The organism is Epilithonimonas arachidiradicis, assembly GCF_003610695.1.
Lineage (GTDB): Bacteria > Bacteroidota > Bacteroidia > Flavobacteriales > Weeksellaceae > Epilithonimonas > Epilithonimonas arachidiradicis.
Map to the genome: position 1 here is coordinate 67662 of NZ_RAQH01000004.1, position 25111 is coordinate 92772.

20 protein-coding genes are annotated in these 25111 nt (G+C 36.6%); 11 read left to right on the forward strand and 9 right to left on the reverse strand.

Features of this window, described 5'->3' with window-relative positions; all coding sequences use genetic code 11:
• The 3 genes from BXY58_RS07985 to BXY58_RS07995 all read left to right on the forward strand — a co-directional run bounded on the left by BXY58_RS07985 (nt 1) and on the right by BXY58_RS07995 (nt 4985).
• Nucleotides 1-822, forward strand: coding sequence for a GLPGLI family protein (locus tag BXY58_RS07985; RefSeq protein ID WP_120213341.1), 822 nt, complete (start codon nt 1-3; stop codon nt 820-822).
• A 21-nt stretch (nt 823-843) separates the two neighbouring features.
• Nucleotides 844-2133: a TolC family protein gene (locus tag BXY58_RS07990; RefSeq protein WP_120213342.1), complete on the forward strand. Its 1290-nt coding sequence runs from the start codon at nt 844-846 to the stop codon at nt 2131-2133.
• Between the two features lie 752 nt (nt 2134-2885).
• The gene (locus BXY58_RS07995) at nt 2886-4985 is read left to right on the forward strand and encodes a type IA DNA topoisomerase (protein WP_120213343.1); all 2100 of its coding nucleotides are present in this window, start codon (nt 2886-2888) and stop codon (nt 4983-4985) included.
• Between the two features lie 141 nt (nt 4986-5126).
• On the opposite strand, the gene BXY58_RS08000 is transcribed toward BXY58_RS07995, so the two are convergent.
• Complete coding sequence (locus tag BXY58_RS08000; protein WP_120213344.1) at nt 5127-6614, reverse strand: glycoside hydrolase family 28 protein; 1488 nt, start codon at nt 6612-6614, stop codon at nt 5127-5129.
• A gap of 453 nt (nt 6615-7067) precedes the next feature.
• Between BXY58_RS08000 and fabV the strand changes: the two genes are divergently transcribed.
• Entirely contained in the window at nt 7068-8270 is a 1203-nt protein-coding gene (fabV, locus tag BXY58_RS08005) for an enoyl-ACP reductase FabV (protein WP_120213345.1), read from the forward strand.
• A 43-nt stretch (nt 8271-8313) separates the two neighbouring features.
• Here the strand turns inward: fabV and BXY58_RS08010 are convergent, their stop codons facing one another.
• The 3 genes from BXY58_RS08010 to BXY58_RS08020 form a co-directional block, all read right to left on the reverse strand.
• A complete protein-coding gene (locus BXY58_RS08010; RefSeq protein WP_120213346.1) occupies nt 8314-9111 on the reverse strand; it encodes a lysophospholipid acyltransferase family protein in 798 nt (265 codons plus the stop codon).
• 44 nt (nt 9112-9155) lie between these two features.
• Entirely contained in the window at nt 9156-9785 is a 630-nt protein-coding gene (locus BXY58_RS08015; protein ID WP_120213347.1) for an NUDIX hydrolase, read from the reverse strand.
• Between the two features lie 138 nt (nt 9786-9923).
• Nucleotides 9924-11285: a TolC family protein gene (locus tag BXY58_RS08020; RefSeq protein ID WP_120213348.1), complete on the reverse strand. Its 1362-nt coding sequence runs from the start codon at nt 11283-11285 to the stop codon at nt 9924-9926.
• 167 nt (nt 11286-11452) lie between these two features.
• On the opposite strand from BXY58_RS08020, the gene BXY58_RS08025 reads away from it, so the two are divergent.
• The 4 genes from BXY58_RS08025 (at nt 11453) to BXY58_RS08040 (ending at nt 16239) form a co-directional block, all read left to right on the forward strand.
• Nucleotides 11453-12142 carry an ABC transporter ATP-binding protein gene (locus BXY58_RS08025; RefSeq protein WP_120213605.1) on the forward strand — a complete coding sequence of 230 codons (690 nt, stop codon included), beginning with the start codon at nt 11453-11455 and terminating at the stop codon, nt 12140-12142.
• Between the two features lie 122 nt (nt 12143-12264).
• On the forward strand, nt 12265-13494 hold the full coding sequence (locus BXY58_RS08030) for an ABC transporter permease (protein ID WP_120213349.1): 1230 nt from the start codon (nt 12265-12267) through the stop codon (nt 13492-13494).
• 231 nt (nt 13495-13725) lie between these two features.
• The gene (locus BXY58_RS08035) at nt 13726-14994 is read left to right on the forward strand and encodes an ABC transporter permease (RefSeq protein WP_229728408.1); all 1269 of its coding nucleotides are present in this window, start codon (nt 13726-13728) and stop codon (nt 14992-14994) included.
• A gap of 51 nt (nt 14995-15045) precedes the next feature.
• Nucleotides 15046-16239 (forward strand): efflux RND transporter periplasmic adaptor subunit, encoded by a 1194-nt coding sequence (locus BXY58_RS08040; protein ID WP_120213351.1) that lies wholly within the window; start codon nt 15046-15048, stop codon nt 16237-16239.
• 78 nt (nt 16240-16317) lie between these two features.
• Here BXY58_RS08040 and BXY58_RS08045 read toward each other — a convergent pair whose 3' ends face one another.
• The 3 genes from BXY58_RS08045 to dapF form a co-directional block, all read right to left on the reverse strand.
• Nucleotides 16318-18873 carry a TonB-dependent receptor domain-containing protein gene (locus BXY58_RS08045; RefSeq protein WP_120213352.1) on the reverse strand — a complete coding sequence of 852 codons (2556 nt, stop codon included), beginning with the start codon at nt 18871-18873 and terminating at the stop codon, nt 16318-16320.
• A gap of 25 nt (nt 18874-18898) precedes the next feature.
• A complete protein-coding gene (gene mltG, locus BXY58_RS08050) occupies nt 18899-19924 on the reverse strand; it encodes an endolytic transglycosylase MltG (protein ID WP_120213353.1) in 1026 nt (341 codons plus the stop codon).
• A 74-nt stretch (nt 19925-19998) separates the two neighbouring features.
• Nucleotides 19999-20763 (reverse strand): diaminopimelate epimerase, encoded by a 765-nt coding sequence (gene dapF / locus BXY58_RS08055; protein ID WP_185140467.1) that lies wholly within the window; start codon nt 20761-20763, stop codon nt 19999-20001.
• Nucleotides 20764-21168: 405 nt separating this feature from the next.
• On the opposite strand from dapF, the gene BXY58_RS08060 reads away from it, so the two are divergent.
• Nucleotides 21169-21726: an RNA polymerase sigma factor gene (locus tag BXY58_RS08060; RefSeq protein ID WP_120213355.1), complete on the forward strand. Its 558-nt coding sequence runs from the start codon at nt 21169-21171 to the stop codon at nt 21724-21726.
• Nucleotides 21727-21741: 15 nt separating this feature from the next.
• Nucleotides 21742-22596, forward strand: coding sequence for a lipoyl synthase (gene lipA, locus BXY58_RS08065; protein ID WP_120213356.1), 855 nt, complete (start codon nt 21742-21744; stop codon nt 22594-22596).
• A gap of 33 nt (nt 22597-22629) precedes the next feature.
• Here lipA and BXY58_RS08070 read toward each other — a convergent pair whose 3' ends face one another.
• Complete coding sequence (locus BXY58_RS08070) at nt 22630-22818, reverse strand: hypothetical protein (protein ID WP_120213357.1); 189 nt, start codon at nt 22816-22818, stop codon at nt 22630-22632.
• Between the two features lie 172 nt (nt 22819-22990).
• Here BXY58_RS08070 and BXY58_RS08075 point away from each other — a divergent pair, with 172 nt between their 5' ends.
• Nucleotides 22991-24331, forward strand: coding sequence for an ammonium transporter (locus BXY58_RS08075; protein WP_120213358.1), 1341 nt, complete (start codon nt 22991-22993; stop codon nt 24329-24331).
• Between the two features lie 45 nt (nt 24332-24376).
• On the opposite strand, the gene BXY58_RS08080 is transcribed toward BXY58_RS08075, so the two are convergent.
• The gene (locus BXY58_RS08080) at nt 24377-25075 is read right to left on the reverse strand and encodes a class I SAM-dependent methyltransferase (RefSeq protein WP_229728409.1); all 699 of its coding nucleotides are present in this window, start codon (nt 25073-25075) and stop codon (nt 24377-24379) included.
• Nucleotides 25076-25111 lie beyond the last annotated feature (36 nt).

Below are 25111 nucleotides of genomic sequence, written 5' to 3' on the forward strand. Positions count from 1 at the left end.
ATGAAAAAAATAATCATCTTAACATTTACATTAATTATCAATCTGTTTTCCGCACAGACCAACAGATTCATTTACGAAATGGAAATGAAACTTAAGGATAAACCAATGAAAATGAATATGGTTTTGGACATTGATAAAGATTATACAAAATTTTACGATTACGATTTTCTAAAAAATGATTCTATCAGCAAGAAAACCGGAGAAAATTGGCAAACTAATACACAATCTGACCAGTTGATTCTGAGAAAAGCTAACTCCAACGAGAACAGAGCTTTTCACGACAATATGTTCGATTATTTTGTCATTGATTCCAAAGACGAAATGAATTGGAAAATCGAAAAGGAAACTAAGAAAAATGCTGAATATTCATTACAAAAAGCAACCACGGATTTCGGCGGAAGAAAATGGACTGCTTGGTTTTGTTCAGCCATTCCTTTTCACGAAGGACCTTACAAATTCAGAGGTTTGCCAGGATTAATTTTCGAACTGCAGGATGATAAAGGTGATTACAATTACACATTGTCAAAAAGCATCAATCTTCCGGAGACTTTCGTAACCACTAATTTTCTGGAAACCCATTATGGGAATCAGCCTGTGAAAGTCAATTTGAAACAATTCCAAAAAGTAAAGCTCGATTATTACAGTGACCCGGTTGCCGAGATGAGAAATAATCTTAAAACTGGCGGAACAGTGATTATTGGAGGAGAGAAAATCACAAGTCAAGAACAGCTGGACCAGAAAAGAAAATTTATTCAGGAGAGCATCAAAAATTATTATAATCCGATAGAATTAGACAAAGCGATTCCATATCCCAAAAATTAAAATTGTCAACGACAAACTATTATGAAAAAAATACTCTTCATATTATTAATCAATCTTCTTCCCGCTCAGCAGAGTTGGACACTCCAACAATGTCTGGATTATGCTTCAGCCAATCATCCATTGGTAAAACAATCTGCGGTTAATATTCAGAAAAATGAAAGACAGATTTCTGCCGCAAAAGGAATGCTGTTACCGTCTGTGGATGCTGGAGTCAATCATAATTATAATTTCGGAAACGGAATCAATCAGCAGAATAACCAGCGTGAAGCCATCAATACGCAAACGGATAATCTCTATGCACAGGCTAATTGGGAACTGTTGAACTGGAGAAATTATCTTAATATTTCTTTGTCCAAAATCAACAAGGAAAGTTCGACTTTCAAAATGAAACAGGCTCAGAATGAAGTTAGACTGAATGTCATTCAGATGTTTTTCACTTATCAGAACAGCAAAAGCTGGCTCGAGGTTTTAGAAACACAGCTTTCCGGAATCGAAGACCAAATTAAACGCACGGAGAAAGAAGTGGAAATAGGCAATCGTCCCAAAAGTGATATTTACGATATCAAAGCCAACCTTGGAACAATGCAGGAACAATGGGTTTCTGCGAAAAATCAGAGGGACCTTTCTAAAATTAATTTATTAAATTCTTTGGCGATTACAAAAGATACGCTGGATTTTACAATAGCCGAAGAAAATCTGGCAAGTTCAAATTTTAACGATGCTAATTTCATCCAAAATCTTCTGGAAAAAAATCCGGCTTATCAAACGACTCTCGCAGAAATCAAAGCCCAGCAGAAAAGCGTAGAAGTTGCAAAATCTGGCTATTTGCCAACCTTGAACGGCTCTTACATCTGGTCAAGTTTTTATAACAAAGTCTTGGGACAGCCAGCTCCGTCCAATTTTTCAGACCAAATCAAAACCAACAAAAACCAGCAATTAAGTTTCGGACTCAATATTCCGATTTTCAACAAACTGCAGGTTAAAAACAATGTCGAGATTGCCAAACTGAATGTCATCAATTCCAATTATGATAAAGATATTGTGATTAATGATTTGACAAAAAGCATCAATTCCATCAAAGCCCAATTCCTGAATGCCCAGGAAAAATACAATCTTTTGGAAGCCAATTTCGAAAACCAAAAATTATCATTCCAAAAATCCGAAGAAAAATACAAAGAAGGATTAATGGATGCCTACACATTTTTCGTCGTCCGAAATAACTGGCTACAGGCGAATTATAATTTGATTAACAGCAAAAATGATGTTGTCCAGCAGACAGAGCTGCTTAAAGTTTTTGAAGCTGGCTTATAACATTTAGATTCACAATGTCAGTCTGAGTATTTCGACTACGCTCAATATAAACTACGTCGAAGACTTTCATCAAAAAATTCTTATTATTATTTTCTTATGAATCCTTCCGAAGACTCACACTTTGGAGGGATTTTTTATTTTACTCATTTTAGGCGCCTATTTCCGCTTCCTACTCCCGCTTTTTTTTGTCATTGCGAACAAAGTGAAGCAATCTGTTGAACTTTTGAACAATCGTAATAACAGGAATTGAGCTCCGTTCAAACCTAACGAAGTGGCTCATCGATTCCATAAAATAAATTATAAAGACGAGATAAGTCTGGGCGCAGATTCGACATCAATACAACAATTATCCTAAAACACAATTTTGTCATTTCGTAGGAATCTAGACTGTTGAGATTGACTTCGTCGAACCACTTCGTTAGGTTTCCTACGGAATGACGAACTGGATGTTTTAATTTTATTTCTTTGATGAGCGAAGCGTCTTTGCGACCCTAAAAATATTTTCAATAATAATAAAAAAATCTTTGCACTCTTTGCGTTCAAAAATAAAAATTAATTCTAATTTTAATATAAGCGAAGCGCCTCTGTGAACCCTAAAATGTTTTCAATCAATTAATAAAATCTTTATAAACTTTGTGTTCAAAATCCCTCGCTTTTTAAATTTAAAAATCGCATTTTTGCAAACCTTCTCAAGCATAAATCAATGAAACGTCTAGACGTTCCATCTGACTTTAAAAACAATAAAAATTAAGATGAAACTTTGTATTGCCGAAAAACCAAGCGTTGCCCGTGATATAGCCAAAGTTTTGGGTGCTACAACGCCCAAAAGCGGTTATATGGAAGGAAACGGCTATTGCGTTACCTGGACTTTCGGTCATCTTTGCACTTTGAAAGAACCGCACGATTACGCTTCGCATTACAAATCCTGGGATTTAATTTTCCTTCCGATTATTCCCAAAAACTTCGGAATCAAACTGATTGATAACAATGGCGTTGAGAAACAATTTAAAACCATAGAAAAATTGGTTCAAGAATGCGATGAGGTCATTAACTGTGGTGATGCCGGACAAGAAGGAGAGCTCATTCAGCGTTGGGTTTTGCAGAAAGCGAAATGTGACAAACCAATGAAGAGGTTGTGGATTTCTTCTTTGACAGAAGATGCCATAAAAGAAGGCTTTGAAAATTTGAAACCGGCTGATGAATACAAAAATCTTTATTTGGCTGGTAATGCCAGAGCTATTGGTGATTGGCTTTTGGGAATCAATGCGACGAGATTATTCACAAAAAGATTTGGTGGAAACAAGGGTGTTTTGTCGATTGGACGAGTTCAGACACCAACTTTGGCGATGCTTGTTCAGCGTCAAAAAGAGATTGACGCTTTTACACAGGAAGACTACTGGGAGCTCAAAACCAAATATCGCGATGTGCTTTTCAGTGCGTCAATTGACCGATTGAAATCGTTGGAAAAAGCGGAACGAGGTTTGGAATATCTCAAACAGAATCAATTTGAGATTGTCTCTTTCGAAATCAAAGAAGGCAAGGAAAAAAATCCGAGATTGTTCGATTTGACAGGGCTTCAGGTCGAGGCCAACAAAAAATACGGTTTCTCAGCAGAACAGACTTTGAATTACATCCAAAGTCTTTATGAAAAAAAATACACGACTTACCCAAGAGTTGACACCACTTATTTATCCGAAAATCTTTATCCGAAAATTGCCGGGATTTTAAGAAGTATGACTATTTATTCGGAGTTTACAGTGCCGTTGCTGGCTCAGCCTATTCCGAAAACAAAGGCAGTTTTTGATGACACAAAAGTAACCGACCACCACGCAATTATTCCGACAGAAATTCCGCCTTCATCTAATCTTAGCCGGGAAGAGAAGCTGGTTTATGATTTGGTAGCGAGACGATTCATTGCTGTTTTCTATCCTGAATGTAAAATTTCAAATACTTTAGTAGAAGGTCAGGTTGGAACGATTCCTTTCAAAGCTTCGGGGAAACAAATTTTAGAGCCCGGCTGGAGAATCATTTATGCCAAAGACAAAAAAGAGGAGAAAGAAGAAAAAGATAAGGACGAGGAGCAGACGATTCCAAACTTCGTAGTCGGTGAAAAAGGAGACCACGAACCTTTGATTCATCAGGGGAAAACTTCGCCACCAAAACCATACACAGAAGCAACTTTGCTAAGAGCAATGGAAACGGCTGGGAAACAGGTCGAAGATGAAGAATTGCGTGAAATGCTGAAGAATAATGGCATCGGAAGACCTTCAACCCGAGCCAATATCATCGAAACGCTTTTCAAAAGAAAGTACATCGAAAAGAAACGTAAAAATCTCATTGCCACCCAAACCGGAATCGAATTGATTGATACAATAGAAGACGAACTTCTTAAAAGTCCCGAACTGACAGGAGAATGGGAATCGAAACTTAGAAAAATCGAAAAAGGAGAGTATGAGGCTACTCAATTCAAAGAAGAATTGATAGCAATGGTAACGGATTTGACTAACAAGGTCGTTAATGGAAAATCCAAAGTCATCGCTTTCCACGAGGAGAAAAAAGAAGCTCCAAAAGACAAAAAACCAAGAGCGAAAACCGAAATTGTCTGGGAAGAAACCCAATGTCCAAAATGTAAATCAAACAATTTGATGAAAGGCAAAACTGCTGTTGGATGTTCCGATTATAAAGGTTGTGGTTTCAAAGTTTCGTTTGAAATATTTGGAAAAAAATTATCAGAAAAGCAACTTCAGGATTTAATTCTGAAAAGTAAAACTTCCAAACTGAAAGGATTCATAGGCGAACAAGAAGAAGGAACTCTAATCTTAAACGAAGACTTTTCAATTAATATAAAATAAAATTTTCATCAATAGAAATGGGCTTTAGCCCATTTAATAGGATAAATGAAAAAGGCTTTAGCCAAAAATTATTATAAATTTTGGCTAAAGCCTCGAACTATTTTTCAAATTACATCGGGCTAAAGCCGGACGCCATTGATATTATTTTACAACAATCGCCTTTTTCAAGCTACTGTCGATTTTATAATCAGTCGAATTATTAATTCTCACATTTTCAAAAACGATATTTTGTGCGTTCTTGCCAATAATTCCCTTTTTACTCGTAATATTCACGTTTTTAAAAAAAAGATTCTCAATGAGTTTTTCAGGAAGTCCATTAAAGCTAAACGCCGTTTCAGACGAAGAACAGTTCACATTGCTCACATAAAAATCGTGAAAATAAGGCACTTTTTCACCTGTATGTTGCGCTGCTTCGCTTTCTTTGGTGCTTCCAACAGGCGCATCAGCATAGAACGTATCGAATAAAACCGCTTCTTTGATAATGTTTTTCATTTCAATATTATCGATGAAAATTTGGCTCACATCGCCGCCTCTTCCCGAGTTACTTTTCACACGAATTCCGATATCAGTTCCGTCAAAAGTACAGTTCGTAACGTAGATGTTTTTCATTCCGCCATCCGTGTTACTTCCGATGACGAAACCGCCGTGACCTTCATTCACAGTACATTCTGAGATAATGATATTTTGTAAAAGTGCTTCTCCATTTTTCGGTGTTCCGCTGGATTTCATACAAATTCCGTCATCGCCTGCATTCACTTTGGTGTTGTAGATAATCACATTTTTAGAAGCGCTGATGTCGATTCCGTCCCCATTTTGAGCCCATTTTGGATTATAAACGGTTGTATTTCTAATCACAAGATTCGTGATTTGTTTAGGATTGATAACAAATTTCGGCGAGTTTCTGAATGTTGGCCCATCAATCAAAAGATTCGTCACTTTTGATAAGGTGAACATCATTGGTCTCAGATAGTGGTGCAATTGCTGGTACATATCAAGCGTTGCATTCGGCATTTTGGTAATCACTTTAGCCAGTTCTTCGCCACGTTTTGCAGCTTCACTTGGATACCAGATTTTTCCGTCGTCACTCAAAACACTTCCGGATTTTGCAACCAATTCCTGCCATTGTCCTGCAGTCGTTTTGAATTTCTTCACAGGTCGCCACGCTTCGCCCGCACCATCAAAAATGCCTTTTCCTGTAAACGAAACGTCCTTCAGATTATTTCCCCAAATCGGCGGTGTTACTTCAAATTTTCCTGACGAAGTTTCTCTCATTGGGAATTGCTTGATATCGCTGCTGAACTGCACAATCGCACCTTCTTCAACGTGAAAATCGATTTTACTTTTTAGTTCGATTGGGCCAGTTAACCAAGTTCCGGCTGGGACAATCAATCTTCCACCACCGTTTTGAGCAATCGTAGAAATTGCTTTTTCGAATGCTTTTGTATTCAACGTTTTTCCATCGGCAACACCACCAAAATCCTTGAAGTTATAATCCTTTTGTGGAATCGTCGGCAAAACCATTTCCCCAAATTTGAAAGGTGCTTTCTCGATGTAATATTGGATGTCGTTTTTCTGCGCCGACATCATCGATACCACAGAAAGCGCAAGACCTATTAACAGTTTTTTCATTGTTTATATTGGAATTTATATTTAAAAAATTGATGATAAAAAACGTCTAATGAAAATCATTTGTCATTAATAATTCACCATTTATAATTATTTGAGCACTTAATCAGCCTGTAGTTTATCCTGAGAGAAGCTGAAGGGCTCCCAAACCTAACAAAGTGGTTCGACGAAGTCAATCTTTTCACTTCACTTCGTTGCGTAAAAAGGATTTCAGCTCAATGTACTCTCAAATTATACTTATGACTTTTTACTGTCTACCTTATACTATTGTGAGTGCAGGTAAATTTAAATAAAATATTGACTTGTGCAATCGATTGCGCAAAATAAAAAATAACGACACTCGGAAAGTATTATTAATCCTAAGAAAACTCAAAATCGGAATACGCTTTTTTCCACATAATTCTTATTAATTGCTTCAAATTTCTTTAATTTGCAATGCTAAAAATAATTTCAACAATGATTATTCAACCTAGAACAAGAGGATTTATTTGTTTGACTGCACATCCGGACGGAGCGCATCAGGCTGTAAAAAACCAGATAGAATATGTAAAGTCGGAAGACGAAATCAAAAACGGGCCTAAAAAAGTACTGGTAATTGGTGCTTCTACAGGTTTTGGTTTATCTTCCAGAATTGCTGCTGCTTTCGGTTCAGACGCATCAACAATTGGTGTTTTCTTCGAAAAACCGGCATCTGAAGGCAAAATGGGAACAGCGGGCTGGTATAACTCTGCTGCTTTCGAAAAAGAAGCACACGCAGCTGGACTTTACGCAAAGAGTATCAATGGCGATGCATTCTCTGACGAAGTGAAAAAAGAAACCATTGAATTGATTAAGAAAGATCTTGGTCAGGTGGATCTAGTAGTTTATAGTTTGGCTTCCCCAAGAAGAACACACCCAAAAACTGGTGTTGCTTATGCATCGGTTCTTAAACCAATTGGTCAGCCATTTACTAATAAAACAGTTGATTTTCATACAGGTGTCGTGTCTGATATCACCATTAATCCGGTTGAAAATGAGGAAGATATCGCCAACACCGTCGCTGTAATGGGTGGCGAAGACTGGAAATTCTGGATAGAAGATCTGAAAGCAGCAGGCGTTTTAGCAGAAGGTGTTAAAACGGTAGCTTATTCTTACATCGGCCCTGAATTGACTTTCCCAATCTATAGAAACGGAACCATCGGTCAGGCGAAAAACGATTTGGAGGCAACCGTTCCGGTTTTGAATGATTTACTGAAAGACTTGAACGGAAAATCTTATGTTTCTGTGAACAAAGCTTTGGTAACACAGTCCAGTTCAGCAATTCCTGTCGTTCCATTGTACATTTCCTTACTTTACAAAGTGATGAAAGCTAAAGGAACGCACGAAGGAACGATTGAGCAAATGCAGAGATTGTTTGCTGACAGATTATATACTGATAATGGAGAAGTGGCGTTGGATGAAGCAGGAAGAATCCGTGTGGATGATTGGGAAATGGCAGATGATGTTCAGGCTGAGGTTGCCAAATTATGGAAGGAAACAACCACAGAAAACCTTTCCGAAATCAGTGATATCGAAGGCTACAGAAAAGAATTTTTTAACCTTTTCGGTTTCCAGTTTGATGAAATTGATTATGAAAAAGATGCGAATGAGAACGTTCAGGTTCCAAGTATTGAAGGTTAATAATCAATAAATAAAAACGGCTACTGAAAAAGTAGCCGTTTTTTTATGGTTGAGATTGAGACTTTATCTCTTTCTGTTTTACATCATAATCGTGAAGCAGGTTGTGTTCCGGAGTTTGCTCGATAGCGTGCATTATTTTATCCAGAATCTGTGTTGCCGATTCATTATCATAATCGATATCCAAAGCCGGTTTGAACTCCATCGTAGGCTTCACACCAGTGACTTTGATTTTCAATCCTTTCTTGTCAAAAGCTCTTCGGAATCCATTAATTTTAATCGGAATTACAACAGGCCTTTGATTTTTAATCAATTTCGCCGTTCCTTTTCTGCCTTGTGCAAAAGCCGAAGTGGTTCCTTGAGGAAAAGTAATGACCCAGCCATTATCCAAGGCTTTCATAATATTTTCAACTTCGGTAAGATCTACCATCCTGTTCACATTTTGACCTTCAGCTCTCCAGGTTCTTTTTACTGTTACTGCACCGGCGATTTTAAATATTCTTGCAAGAATTCCTTTATTCATCGTTTCTTCTGCTGCAACATAATAGAAATCTACTTTTGGATTCAGAAGATAAACAGGATTTTTTATGGTGTTGTGATAACCATTATTTACTGCACAAAATGCGTGGTACATCGCTGCAACATCGGCAAAGTAAGTCTGGTGGTTGGAGACGAAAAGAACATTGGTATCAGGCAAATCCGTAAGGTTTTCCGTTCCTGAGATTTTCAGTTTATTAAAACCATTGAATCTTCTGTAAGAAACTAATCCCAGAATGAAAATAATTATCCTCTTCAGAATATAGATATTTCCAAAAGAATCGGTAAAAATATTTTTTTTTGCCATTGATATTTGATTATAATTTCTAAGGTCTTGAAATTACTGCAAAATTAAACATTTTTTAACAAGTTGCTGAACTCGCTCAAAATCATTGAAGTAGCTCCCCAAATGATATACCCATTGAAATCGATCACAGGAACTTCATAACCTTTCGTAGACGGTAAAGCCATTATTTTTGGCCGGTCCGGAAGATTAAGTAAAGATGAAATCGGGAATTCAATTAATTCAACGGCTTCGGTTTCCTGTAAAAAGAATTCCGGATTTTTCTTGGTATAAGAAACAAACGAATGAACATAGAAATTACTTGGCGGAATATAAATCGGAGACATCTCACGGATGATTCTTACATAATGTTCATCGATTCCCAATTCTTCGGAAGTCTCACGTTTGGCGGTGTAAGCAAAGTCCGGGTCTTCTTTTTCTCTTTTTCCACCAGGCAGAGAGATTTGTCCGCTATGTCTGTCGTTTTCATTCACACTTCTAACAATCAAAGGGAAATGCCATTCGTTATTCTTGAGATAAAGTAGAATATTGACGGCTGCAAACTTAGGATTTTTGGTCAGGATATCTTCGTAACTGAAAACAGGACGATAAGGCGGAGAATAAATTTTGTGTGCATTTTCGCCCAATAATTCCGCTGCTTTGATATCTCTGAGTAAATCTTTTCCAAAAATCTGCATATCTCAAAGATAAGAAAATTGAGACATTATCGCAAAGGCAAAAATTTTTGATTTATAAAATTCAAAAAGTCGCAAAGTTGAATCTTTGCGACTTTTATTATAATTGTTGTTATACTTGCGACTTTGTGATAGAAAAAATTAAAGATTAATTCCACGTCCTGCATAAAAATCCAAAACCTTGATGCTGAACAGATAATTATATTTTGCCTGCGCTACAGAACCTTGTGAGTTTACATAATTATTTCGGGCAATCGTTACATCATAGATTGTTGAGCGTCCGGCTGCATAACTTTTCTCCGCAAAATCTAATGCGAGTTTAGTGCTTCTTTCCGCTTCCATCGCAGCCAGGTAAACTTCATAATTGGAATCTGCATTGAACTGCGCTTGCTGGATATCCTGTTTCAACTGGAATTTTTGTTGTTCCAAATTGTTTTTAGCAATCGTCTCGTTGATTTTGGTCTGTTCAACCTGAAGCTTAGTAATTCCTTTGTTAAAAATCGGGATATTGGCTGATAAACTTAATTGCTGGCCAAAATTATCGCTGTATTGTTGAGTGAAATTTCTTTCGGTGACTGCCATAGGATTTCCGGCTGCATCTACACTGTAACCAATTGTATTTTTATTCAAAAGATTATTGTAGAAACTTCCGACACCGGCAGTTGCAGTTACTGTAGGCCAAAAGTTGGTTTTCACTACTTCAGTTTGAGCTTCAGCCGCTTTTATTCTGGTTTCCGCAGCTTTTACGATAGGCTGATTCTGATAAGCGATATTAAGAACATCTTCAACAGATTCGGTTTGCGGTGCCAGTTCATCAGGAACAGGAATATCCACCACATCAAAAGCCTTGTAATCTGGTAACTGAAGAAGCTGTGCCATTGCAAACAAAGCTTTATCCACATTGATTTGAGCCGTTTTTACATTCTGTTTTTCTCTGGCAAGAGAGGCTGCCGCTTCGGCTAAAACCGTTTGTGCAGTTGTTCCTACATCTGTTGTGATTTTCGCCCTATCGTATAATCTTTGCGCGTTATCCATCGCACTTTCAGAGATTTTTTTGATTTCTCTGTTTAGCATTACATTTAGATATTGCTGAGCAATTTGCAATGCGATGTTATTTTTAATGGTTTCGATGTCCTGCAGACTCGCTTCTACATCAAAACCTGTTTTTCTGATATTTTTCTCCAGCCTCCCGTTATTGAAAACCAACATACTGGCGCCAACGCTGGCTCCGTTGTAGTAGCTGTCATTACGAATACTGCTTGTCCCAACTAAAGTTTGTCCAAAATTGGCATTATTATTAATGGTTCCTGAAACTGAAGGCAAATATTCCTTTTTCGCCATTTCCAGATTTTTTGTCTGCACATCTTTGTTGTAAGCCTGCGCCTGGATCTGCAGATTGTTTTTAATTGCATAATCCACACATTCCTGAATCGTCCATTTCTTCTGAGAAAAACCCAAAACTCCGATAGACAAAAGCGAAATACAAAAAACTTTTTTTAGCATAAAAGAAAAATTATATACAATAAGACTTCGGAATTATAAAAATGTTACGCCTGTAATTAAATTTTTTTAAAATTTTGATTGAATGCAAAAATCAAAAAATATTTTTTATTTGACTGTAACAATTCGATATTCGGATTTACTTATAATGTAAAATCCAGACAATGTCGATTCTGAAAATTGAAGACCTCAACAAATCTTACGATACGGGAAAAAGCAAGCTTCACGTGCTGAAAGGTATTAATCTTAATATCAATCAAGGCGAGTTTGTATCTATTATGGGAAGTTCCGGTTCAGGAAAATCAACATTGCTTAATATCATTGGGATTCTGGATGAGGCAGATTCCGGGATTTATGAGTTGGATGGATTTCCTATTAAACATCTCACAGAAGTTAAAGCAGCAGAATACAGAAGCCGTTTTCTTGGATTTATTTTTCAGTCATTCAATTTGATTAATTATAAAACAGCGTTGGAAAATGTAGCGCTTCCTTTATATTATCAGAATGTTTCCAGAAAAGAAAGAACGAAAAAAGCGGAAGAATATCTGGAAAAAGTAGGCTTAAGACAGTGGGCGGAGCATCTTCCCAGCGAACTTTCCGGAGGGCAAAAACAGAGAATTGCCATTGCAAGAGCACTCATCACGGACCCGAAACTGATTCTGGCCGATGAACCAACCGGAGCTTTGGATTCCAAAACCACACACGATATTATGAAGTTGCTTCAGGATATCAACAACGAAGGAAAAACGATCGTTGTTGTAACCCACGAACCCGATGTTGCAGCTCAAACCAAAAGAAATGTTGTCTTAAAAGACGGAAGAATAGAAAGTGACGAGTTTATCAATCAAATTGTATTGTAGAATGCTAGATGATGGAGATTTGATGATGGAAGTTAACAATTGAATACATAAAATTAACAATTAAAAAATAATGCTAAAGGTGGAAAGATCTAACTCCTGCTTCTAGCATCTAACTTAAAAATATGTTTGACTTAGACCGCTGGCAGGAGATATTCAGTTCTATTCGCAGTAATGTATTGCGGACGGTGCTTTCCGGTTTTACGGTAGCGTTGGGATTATTCATATTCATTGTGTTATTCGGGATTGGAAACGGGCTTAACAATTCATTCTCGAAAGCTTTTATGAGAGATGCGACCAATCTCATTATGGTTTTTGCCGGAAAGACAACAATTCCTTACGCAGGGTTACAATCTGACAGGCAGATTTCATTTAACAATGATGATTTTGATGCGGTTGTAAAACAAAGTGGTAAAAAAATGGAGTACGGTTCGCCAAGATATACCACCAATCTTACCGTGAAATATGGAAAAGAAAGTGGCAATTATCAGATCAATGGTGTTCTGGGTGACGAAAAATTCCTTGAAAACCGTACAATGATAGACGGACGCTACATCAATCAAATGGATAACGAACGTAAGCAGAATGTTGCTTCTATCGGCAGAATGGTTTGGCGGGACCTGATACGGGATGGTAATCCGATTGGCAAATCTTTGCAAATCAACGGAACAATGTTCAAAGTTGTTGGTGTTTTTGAAGATCCTGGTGGCGATTGGGATGAGAGACATATTTCGGTTCCGCTTTCCACACTTCAGCAGATGAAAAAAAGTTCGGACACTATTAGCACGATAATGCTGTCTTATGACCAAAAACTGACACCAGACCAAGCCGTGGAATATGGTAAAGAAATAGAAAAAAATATCAGGAAAAGACATCAGATTTCTCCGGATGACCAGCAGGGGATTTTCGTTAATAATAATGCGGTCAATACCAAAGATTCTTTTGCATTCGTATTTGTAATTACTGTAGTCGTAGGATTTATCGGACTTGGAACTTTATTGGCAGGAATCATCGGTATCAGTAACATAATGGTTTACATCGTCAAAGAAAGAACCAAGGAAATAGGTGTGAGAAAAGCGATTGGCGCAAAACCTGCCGGAATTGTCGCATTGATTTTACAGGAAAGTATTGTTATTACGGTTATTTCCGGATTAATTGGCGTCGGACTTGGAGTCTTAGCTTTAAATCTCATTGGTAACCGCCTGGAAGAATATTTCATTACAGAGCCTTCCGTTGGCTGGGGACTGATTATAGCAGCATTTTTCTGTCTTGTTCTTTCCGGAACGATTGCAGGATTTGTTCCGGCTTACAGAGCATCCAAAATAAAACCGATTGAAGCTCTGAGAGCGGAGTGATGAGCGGGAGATTATTAGAGTTGGAGTGTTTTAGAGAGTTCCATAGGAACGGAATGTTTATATAGAATGTTTAACGCTAACAACAAAACAGCTCCGCAGGAGCCGCATAATAAAATGACTTTGAAAGTATTAAGGTTGGAGTATTTTAGAGTTATAAAATTTGAAATCGAATTATTAAGAAATCATAAAATCGTTCATCAATTATCATTAATAATTAATAATTAAAAAGACGTGAATATACTTTTCAAAAGAGATACCTGGCAGGAGATTTATTATTCCCTTCGGAATAATAAGCTAAGGACTTTCCTCACGATGATAGGCGTGGGCTGGGGTATGTTTTTGTATGTCAGTCTTTTGGGAGCGGCAAAAGGAATGGAAAATGGTTTCAATAAGTTGTTTTCCGGCTTTGCTACCAATTCTATTTTTCTTTGGTCGCAGAGTACCAATATTCCGTATGAAGGTTTCCCAAAAGGCAGAGCAATGAGCCTTCATCTTAAAGACATCGATTATCTTCAGAAAAAAATCCCGGATATCGATTACATCTCTCCACAGAGTGTGCGCGGAAACTTCGGGACGCCGGGCGACCAGATTTCCAGAAACGGAAAGAAAAACACCTATATGATTACCGGAGATTTTCCTGTTGGTAATCAGATTTCCAAGAAAAAATTATTGTTCGGAAGATATATTAATGATGCTGACATCAGTGGTAAGAAAAACGTCATTGTGATTGGAGAAGAGGTTTATAAGAATCTTTTCGATGCCAAGAAAAATGAAAATCCAATAGGGAAATCGGTTAACCTCAAAGGGATTTTCTTCTCGGTTGTTGGTGTTTTCCGTGTAGGAAAAGGCGGCGGAATGGAGAATGACCGTTCAGCATACATTCCGTTTTCAACATATTCAGGACTTTATAATGAGGGCGACAAAGTTGGTTTCCTGGCCATTGTCGGAAAACCTAATGCCGATGTATCTGTCATTGAAAGCAAGGTAAAAGACGAGTTGAAAAAGATCAATCACGTTTCGCCGGAAGACACGAATGCTTTTGGTAGCTTTAATCTGGCTAAAGAATTTAAGAAACTTACAGGTTTTCTTACAGGGATGCAATTGTTAACAATTATTGTCGGGACATTGACGATTTTGGCTGGTGTAATTGCAATCTCAAATATTCTTTTGATTACGGTAAAGGAAAGAACCAAGGAAATCGGAATCCGGAGAGCACTGGGCGCAAAACCTGCGGAAGTGAGGAATCAGATTCTTCTGGAAAGTGTTGTGATTACTTTGTCGTCGGGATTACTGGGATTTTTATCCGGAATTTTCTTGCTGATGATTCTGAATATTGCCACGATGAACAACGACTCCTTCCCATTTTATAATCCGACGGTTGATTACAGCAATGTATTCACGGCAATGGGAATTATGATTTTCCTTGGATTGATTATCGGATTGATTCCTGCACAAAGAGCGGTGAAAATCAGACCTATCGAAGCATTAAGAACTGAGTAAAACTAATAATTAACAATTATATTAATAATAAAAAAACTATATTTCTACATAATGGAAAAGAAGAAAAAATTTACATTCAAAAAAGCGATTTCCATATTTCTGGGATTGATTTTGGTGCTGGCTGTGGTTGGCGGAATCGGGTATCTTGTCAAATCCAATTCTAAGGAGAATGAAGTGTTTCTAACGAGAAAACCAACGATCCAGAATCTTGACGACAAAGTAATGGCAACGGGAAAAATAGAACCGCGCGAAGAGATTGAAATCAAACCGAATATTGCCGGGATTATCCAGACCATTAATGTAAAAGAAGGTGATAAAGTAGAAGCCGGACAACTGTTGGCAACTATCAGAATTGTACCTAATATCACTGAGGTTAACAATGCAACAATGCAAATCAATAATTCTCAGATTCAGCTGGCGAATGCAAAAATTAATGTTGAAAATCAGCAGAAGCAATATGAAATGCAGGCAAAATTGTACAAGCAAGGTGTGATTTCCAAGCAGGAATATATCACAGCTCAGCAACAATTGGAAACCACATTGCAACAGCAGAAATTAGCCAATCAACAACTCAATGCAGCTCAGAAACAATTACAGATCGTGAGAACAGGTGCTACACCAGAATTGCAAAGTATGGCAACAACTCAGATCCGTGCAAAAGCCGCCGGAACTGTTTTGGAAATTCCTGTGAAAGTGGGAAGCCAGGTAATTGAGGCCAACTCCTTCAATGCCGGGACTACAATCTGTTCTATTGCGGACCTCAACTCCTTGATTTTTAAAGGTGATATCGATGAAGCGCAGGCTGGAAAATTGAAGCAAGGAATGGATATGAATGTTGTAATCGGTGCTTTGCAGAACAAAAAATTTCCAGGTAAAGTGACCTTGATTGCGCCAAAAGGAAAAGAGGAGAGCGGTACGATTAAATTTGCTGTGGAAGGTGATGTTTTCAACAAAACCGGAGAATACATCAGGGCAGGATTCAGTGCGAATGGGGAGATTTTGCTGAGCTCTCAGAAAAATGCATTACTTTTAGATGAATCATTGATTCAGTACGAAAAAGGAAATAATAAATCTTTTGTAGAAGTCAAACAGCCTAACGGAAGTTTCAAGAAAACATATGTGAAGTTAGGGGCAAGTGACGGTATTAATGTTCAGATTCTTTCAGGAATCGATAAAAATGCTGAAGTAAAAGTTTGGAATCCTTCCGATAAAGATAAGGAAGAACTGAAAGATAAAAAGAAATAGATCTTTAAATTATAATTGTTAAAAGAAAATCGCAGCCAATTAATTGGCTGCGATTTTCTATTTTATATCGATTGTTTTTTACATTGGAGGCATATCATCTCCGCCATTGCTATTGGCGTTGATATCTTTTTTCTTCTTCGGTTGCTCAATTTTTTCACCTTGTTTGAAACGGTAGGTAAATGATACTGAAAACTGTCTAGGATTCCATTGCATATATTGGTACTGAGAATAACTTGGTGCATTGGTTGTACTTTCTCTCGCTCTGGTATTGAATATATCCTGAATATTGAATGCCAGTGTTCCATTGCCATCCAAGATAGTTCTTGTTGCTCCGAAATTGATAGAGTACATAGATTGTCTGTCAACACTTGCTGTTTTTTCCGGACCTCTGTAAAAACCCTGTACCTGTAAAGATGTTTTCTTGTCTGGTCGGAAAGTCGTTGTCAATCTTAACCTTGATGAGAATCCGCTTCCTTCATAGCTGAAATCTTTGTAAGAACCAGAATTATCATAACCAAATAAATCGACATTACCCATGATTCTTAACCATTTGAACGGATCGTAGGTAGCGTTAAGATCTAGACCGTAATTGGCTTCAGACCCCGCATTAACAGGCATTCTATAAAGGACTGTATTCCCGCTTGCATCCAAAGCATCGTATTGATAAAAATTGACTTCGTCCTGAGATTTTTTGAAATATAAAGTAGGATTGAATACGATTTTGCTTTTAGATAAACTATAGCCTAATTCAAATGAATTTTCATAAGTTGGGTTTAAATCAGGATTTCCTAAGAATAAACTTCTGTCATTACCAAAAGACATAAAAGGGATCAAAAACCAAGAACGCGGTCTGTTGATTCTTCTCGAATAGTTCAATAAAATCTGATTACTTTTATCTAGATTATAACTAAAAAAAGCACTCGGGAAAAAGCCTGTATAATTTTTTGGAACTTCTACTAATTCTGCAGTTTCCATACTTTTGAAGCTTACATCGATATTTGTATTCTCCATTCTCAAACCTAATTGATAACCAAAGTTTCCAATTTTGCTTCTGAATTGTGAATAGACAGCGGATATTTTTTCATTATATTTGGTATCGCTTGTGAATCTTTCTAAAACAGTAAAAGGACTATTATCCGTGCTTTGGTCTACAAAATAGCTGTAATCATTATTGTTCAAATCAAACCTAGCTCCTGCTTCGAATTTTGAATTTTCCCCGATTGGTAATTCGTAATCAGCTTTAGCAAGAAAAGTGGTATTCTTAGAATCGTTAAAAAGGTTGTTTACTGTAGTAGTAGAAGTTCCGTCACTCACAAAACTGGTTTGGTTGATAGGGCCGGAACTATTACTTTTATTAGTCTGATAACTCGTGGCAAGACTCAAAAGCTGTCCTTTATCTCCGATTTTTTGGTCAAATCCTAAATCAGCCTGGAAAGAGTTGTTATTTCTTAAAGATTCATTGATTCTGGTAGAATATTTATCTAACAGCGTGTATGGAACGTCAGGATAAAGAGGGTTTTTCACGTCTTTTCTTACAATTCTATCATATGTATTGATGGTTTCCATTCCTTCGTTTTCAAATGTCCTAAACATCACTGATGCATTTAAGGAGGATTTTTCTGTCAGGTCAACCACGAATCCTGTATTCACATTATAGTTTTTATTTTCGCTCTTATTCTTTCCTTTCTGGTCAGTAAAGACACTGGAATTATTGCCTAAATTGGCTGGGTCTAATAGATAATTATAAGTAGAATTGTTAGTAGATTTATTTCTGTTATAGCTTCCTCCGCCATTTAGATAATAAGTCCAGGCTCCTTTTTTCCAGCTTAAACTTGTGTTGAGTCTTGTATTAGGAAGATAGCCGAGCGTTCCTTCAACACTTCCGTTGAAACCGACTTTCGATGATTTTTTGAGAATAATATTTAAGATACCAGCTGTCCCGCTCGCCTCATATTTTGATGAAGGATTGGTGATGACTTCGATTTTTTCAATTTGGTCGGCTGGAATGGATTTCAAAGCATCCGCTCCGTCATCGATACCTAACAATGATGACGGCTTACCATTAATCAAAAATCTAATATTAGAATTACCTCTCATAGAGACAGTTCCATCTGTATCCACAGATACAGAAGGCACGTTGGATAAAACATCTTGAAGATTTCCACCTTTACTTACAATATCTTGCGAAGGATCATAAGTCTTTTTATCCAACTCCACTTTATAAGGTTTTGTAGATTGTGCAGTGATTACTACACCTTGGATGTCAGTTGTATTATTAAGATTAGCTTTTCCGTCAGAAACAATAACGAATGGTGCAATGGCTCCGGCTTTTTCTACTCTGATGGTTTGTGTGAATTTTTTATAATCAACTGCTTCAATGCTAACATCGTAGCTTCCTGGAACTAAGTCTAATTTATAGTTTCCATCAGCATCTGCCAATATAGCATCACTCAATTGAGAATTTTGTTGATTTTTAAAAGTTATGGATGCATACCCAATACCACCATTGGCATCTTTTACGTTTCCAGAAACATTCACTTTTTGCTGAGCCATTATAAAACTTGCTGCTCCAATGGTTAAGGCTAACCCAAAGAATTTTTTCTGAAATACATTTACAATTTCCGTTCGTTCCATTATCGTTTATTTTTCGCTTTTCTCTTTATTTTATTTGTTTGCTGTTCAGCCAGTCCTGATAGGCTTTTGCATTTTTGGCGTGTTCAGCATCATTGTCCGTGAATTTATGATAACCAAATCTCGCAGGGTCGGCGCACATAAAAATGTAATTGTTTTTTTCTGCGTCTAAAACTGCATTCAGTGAGTTTTTATCTACGATACAAATGGGGCCTGGCGGAATTCCTTTATTCGCATAAGTGTTGTAAGGAGAAGGCTCTTTCAGGTGTTTATAGTAAACTCTTTTAATTTGTTGAGTGAAATTATTCGCCTTGTTGACAGCGTAAATAACCGTAGGGTCACTCTGCAACTTCATTCCTTTTTTATATCGATTGATGTAAAGTCCTGCAATTGTTCTTTGTTCATCTGGTTTTCCGCCTGATTCTTTGTAAACGATAGAAGCTAATGCGTAGATTTGATCTCTGGTTAATCCGGATTGTTTTTCTTTTTCGATTCTGTCAGCTGTCCAAAAATCTTTGTAATCTGATTCGAATTTGTTGAAGAATTCTTTTGGTGTCACCGTCCAAAAAAAATCATATGTATTATTGAAGAAATATTTTTTAAGGTCTTCTGCGTTTTTGTAACCTTTACTGATAGCAATTTCGTTCAGTTGATTAGCAAATTTCAAAGAATCAACTTCTGTCTTTTTGGTAACTCTTCCGATCATCTGATAAACATCATCAAAATCTTTAATCCTGAAGGAATTAGGGGTTTGATTTCCAGCGATAATCATATTCGCAATTTCGCGGTTGTTCATTCCTGGTTTCAGTTCGTATCGCCCAGGTTTGTAATTTTCTTTCAGATTTTTATCGTCTGCAATACTCGCAAAATTGTCTTGATTCTTGATAAATGGAGAAATTGAATCCAGGATTTGTTTGTAAGAAGAATGATGTGGAATCAAAACAAATCCTTCTTTTTCCACATTATTACCAAGATATTTATTGTAAAATCGCAATCCAAAGAAACCAAGGATTGCTATTAATACAACTGATATGATAAGAATTATTTTTTTCATAGTTTAAATTAAAATTGAGTTATAGCTATTTTTTTAGAAAATTAAATTTCCAAATCTCTCAAACACTAAAACTCTCAAACCCAAGTCTCTCCTTTAAAAACCTGAACAGCTGGACCTTCTAACCAAATGTTTTTGAATCCGTCTCCATTTTTTTCGGCATAAACTTTCAAATTGCCGCCCATTACTTTAATTCCAACAAACGTTTGATTATTATTTTTCATAAAAGTTAAAGCTGCAGCCGTAACGCCAGTTCCGCAACTGTAAGTTTCATCTTCAACACCTCTCTCATAAGTTCGTACAAAAAGTTCCTTGTCAGACAATTTTTCTACGAAGTTGACATTGATACCTTCTTGCTTATAAGTTTCGGAATTTCGGATTTCGTTACCGTTTTTGTAAACATTATAATTATTTAACATTTCCACGTACTTAACATAATGTGGCGATCCCGTATTCAGAACAAAATCATTTCCGTCTTTATTGATGTTGTTTACATCACCCATTTTCAACTTTACAATACCATTTTTGATTTCCGCTTCATGGATTCCGTCAATAGCGGTAAAAGTTGTTCTATCTTCAATCATATCCAGAAAATGAGCAAAAGCCACAGAGCAACGTGCGCCGTTTCCACAGAAACTTTTAGAACCATCTGAGTTATAATAATCAACTTCAAAATCAACATCTTCTGCGGAATTAATTTTAATTAATCCATCTGCACCAATGCCGAATCTGCGGTCGCAAAGTTTCTGTATGTTTTCGATAGAAAGATCATCCCATTCGCCTAAACGGTTGTCTATCATTACAAAATCATTTCCAGTTCCTTGGTATTTATAAAATTTCATTATTTATTTGTCTGATTTTTAATTGTTTATTTTGATTTCTCTAATCCAAAATTAAGCCAGTAAAAATACTCAATTTATCAGGATTTCAATCTTGATATTTGTTATTTAAATTCGCTCTAAAATTCAGAATTATTTTACCACAAAGACAATTAGGAAATAGAGTAACATTATTTCAAAAAAGATAAAAAAGAAATTGGTAAACTTTATAAACCTATATTAACATTGTTTTTCTTTGATGAGCTTTACGTCTCTGCGAACCTTAAAATATTTTCAATAATCTGAAATAAATCTTTGCTTGCTTTGCGTTTATTATTCTACGAAGAATTTTGTATTGATTATAGAATTTCTCAATCTCTTGATATTAATATTTTTTAATAATATATAGCTATCTTTGTCCATTGAAAAATGAAAGAAGAACAGTTACTCGCTCTCATTATAAAAGCCAGAGATAAAGATCAAAAGGCTCAGACACAACTCATCAATATGTTTTGGGTTGATGTTTTTTCTTTTGTGATGAATAGGGTAAAGGATGAAAATGATGCTGATGAGATTACGGTTTCGGTCTTTTCAAAAGTTCTTAACAAGCTGGATTTATTTGATCCTAATTTTCAATTCAAAACCTGGATTCTGACAATTGCTCAAAATACAATCATCGATTTCTGGAGAAAGAAAAACAGAGAGAGTGAAGATGCAAGCGATGGATTGGAAAATGTAAAGAACGAATTTGCAAGGTCGCCGGAAGAATTGTTGATTTCCGAAGAAGACCAGCAAAAGATTATCAAAATTATCGAAACAATGGATGCTAAAAATCAGGACATCATCAGACTGAGATTTTTTGAAGAAAAAAGCATCAAAGAAATTGCGGAAGAACTCAATCTTTCCGTTGCCAATACAAAAGTAAGAATAATGAGAGCCAAGAAAATCCTGGCCGAGTTATTAAAAGAAGACGAAACGGATTTTTAATTTTAGAAAATCAGAATGGAAGAAACAGTGACTCAAAAACCCAAATGGATTCGTGTAAAATTACCAACCGGTAAGAATTACAGAGAACTGAGAAATTTGGTTGATAAATATAAACTGAACACAATTTGCCAAAGTGGAAGCTGTCCAAATATGGGCGAATGCTGGGGCGAAGGAACGGCAACATTTATGATTCTGGGAAATATCTGTACCAGAAGTTGTGGTTTTTGTGGTGTGAAAACCGGAAAACCAATGGATGTCAATTGGGACGAACCTGAAAAAGTAGCACGTTCTATCAAATTAATGAAAATCAAACATGCAGTCTTAACTTCGGTGGACAGAGATGATTTGAAAGATATGGGTTCGATTCTTTGGGCTGAAACAGTAAATGCGGTTCGCAGAATTTCTCCAGGAACAACAATGGAAACTCTAATTCCTGATTTTCAAGGTTTGACAAAACATATCGACAGATTGGTAGAAGTGTCGCCAGAAGTGATTTCTCACAATATGGAAACGGTAAAACGTCTGACGAGAGAAGTGAGAATCCAGGCAAAATACGAACGCAGTTTGGAGGTTTTGAGATACCTGAAAGAAGCAGGGCAAAATCGTACAAAAACTGGTGTGATGCTTGGTTTGGGAGAAACTAAGGATGAGGTTTTCCAAACGATTGAAGATATCAGAAATGCCAATGTGGATGTGATTACTCTAGGCCAGTATCTTCAGCCAACGAAAAAACATCTTCCTGTTCAGCGTTTTGTTTCTCCGGAGGAGTTTGATGAATATGGAGATTTTGCTAGAAATTTAGGTTTCCGTCACGTGGAAAGCTCACCTTTGGTAAGAAGTTCTTATCACGCGGAGAAACATATTCACTAAGAATTATTTCGATATAAAAATAAGAAAAGACTCCTATATGGAGTCTTTTACTTTTGGTTCTACTGGTTGCACTTTATCGGTTTGATTCATCTGTTCCACTTGTTGCGGAATAAACATCATATATGCGAAGTATCCTAAAAGGAATAAAACAACAATAATGATAATCGCCATCATTGGGCCTTTGTTGGTTTCGCTGTCTGGTTTTGGAATATCTGGTCTCATAATTTATTATTTTTAATAATATATCAAAACTGATGCCTTATTATTTTGAGCTTTTTTTGATTTGTAATTTGTTATGTTTTTATTTTTAATAGTAAAAAATAAGGGTTGTTGTTTTAAAATTTATAATTATTTAAAATTAACCCTATATATTTGCAGGGTTAAAATTTAAAATATGAAAATTGAAAAACGCTGGATAATATCATTTGTGGTAATAAGTCTTATTTCAATTACTGCATTGTTCTGGCCGGAACAGACTTCTTTACCAAAACCTGGAACTTTTCTTGGAGAAGATAATATTGTAGGTTCTGATGTGGCTTGGATTCTTGCTTCTTCCGGGTTGGTTTTATTAATGACGCCAGGACTTTCTTTCTTTTATGGGGGAATGGTTGGGAAAAAGAATGTTATTTCAACAATGTTACAAAGTTTTATTGCACTTGGTGTTATAAGTATTCTTTGGGTTGTTATAGGATTTAGTTTGTCGTTTGGCGATTCAATCGGGATTACCATTAATGGAGAACATTATGGTTTGATTGGAAATCCGACATCCTATTTGTTTTTTAACAACGTTGGTGTTTTTCCTCACAGCCAGATGGCTTCAACAATTCCATTTATTTTGTTCGCAATGTTTCAAATGAAATTTGCGGTGATTACACCAGCCTTGATAACAGGATCATTTGCAGAAAGAGTTAGGTTTATTTCTTACTTGCTATTTATGGTTTTGTTTAGCCTGATTATCTATACACCTCTTTGTCATATGGTTTGGCATCCGGAAGGTTTGTTGAACAAATATTTTGGCGTTAAGGATTTTGCAGGAGGCACAGTCGTTCATATGAGTGCCGGATTTGCCGCTTTGGCTGGTGCGATGATGATAGGAAAACGTAAAAATCCACACCACGAACCGTCTAATATTCCGTTTGTGATTCTCGGCACCGGAATGCTTTGGTTTGGCTGGTTTGGTTTCAATGCAGGCTCAGCTTTGTCGGCTAATGCAACCGCTGCGATGGCTTTTGGAACGACAACTGTCGCTTCTGCAACTGCAATGCTGACCTGGATTTTCTTTGACAGAATGAATGGTAGAAAAGTCTCTGCTTTGGGCGCTTGTATTGGAGCAGTTGTTGGATTGGTTGCCATTACACCGGCTGCGGGATTTGTGACAATTCCGCATGCTATTTTCATCGGATTTATTTCAGCAATTGTTTCAAACCTGATGTGCAACTGGAAAAGATTGAAAAAAGTAGACGATACTTTGGATGTTTTTGCTTGTCACGGTGTTGGCGGAATTATGGGGATGATTTTGACAGCAATGTTGGCTCAAGGTGAAAATGCAAGTTTGCTTCACGGTGGATTTGAAGTGTTTGCCCATCATATGATGGCGTTGGTTTTGGTTTCCGCATTTACATTTTTAGGATCTCTGATTTTATATAAATTCACAGATTTAATAATTCCGCTCAGAGTTGCAGAAGATTCCGAAAATATAGGTTTGGATTTGTCTCAGCACGATGAGAGTTTCTAGGCTTTAAATATGATATGAAGAAGGAAATAAGAACCAATTTGGTTCTTATTTTTTTGTACAAATTAGGATATGTTCGTTTTCGCTTAAACCTAAAAAATCATCTTTTGGGAAAGTTTGAACATCAACCAAAAATCCACTTTTTTCCAAACGTTCTTTCAAACCGTTGATAGAATAGATACGAACGTGATCATCTTGTCCGAAATGTTTTAATCGATCTTCTTTGGTTTTGATGGAAAAATCCTCATAAGTTTCTCCATTTTTAAAAGGTGTTTGGATGAGGCAGGTTCCATCAGCTTTTAAAACTCGGAAAAGTTCATTCATTGCTTGTTGGTCAGAATCGATGTGCTCTAATATATGATAGCAAATAATCAAATCAAAGCTTTCAGATTCTGCAGCAATATTGGTGATGTCAAAACGATAATCGGCTAAAAATTCATTCTCAAAATCGGTAGAAAAATAAGTGATGTTTTTATTTTTTTTGAGATTCCTGTAAATTGCTCTGGAAGGCGAAAAATCTAAAATCTTAATTTCAGATTTTAAATATTTCTCATTCAATATTTTCCAAAGTCTTCTCGTTCTTGGCAAACTGCCACAGACAGGACAAACTAAATTCCCATTTTCTACCAATACAAAATCTTTCAAGTGCTTTTTGCAAATATTACACTCGTGATTTTCACCTTTGTAGAGCGGATAAATCAACGAACGCAACAGAACCTCATTTTCAAAAAGAAACTTTTGAGGCATAATATTTTTGACGACTTTTTTTAAAGTTTTGTACAT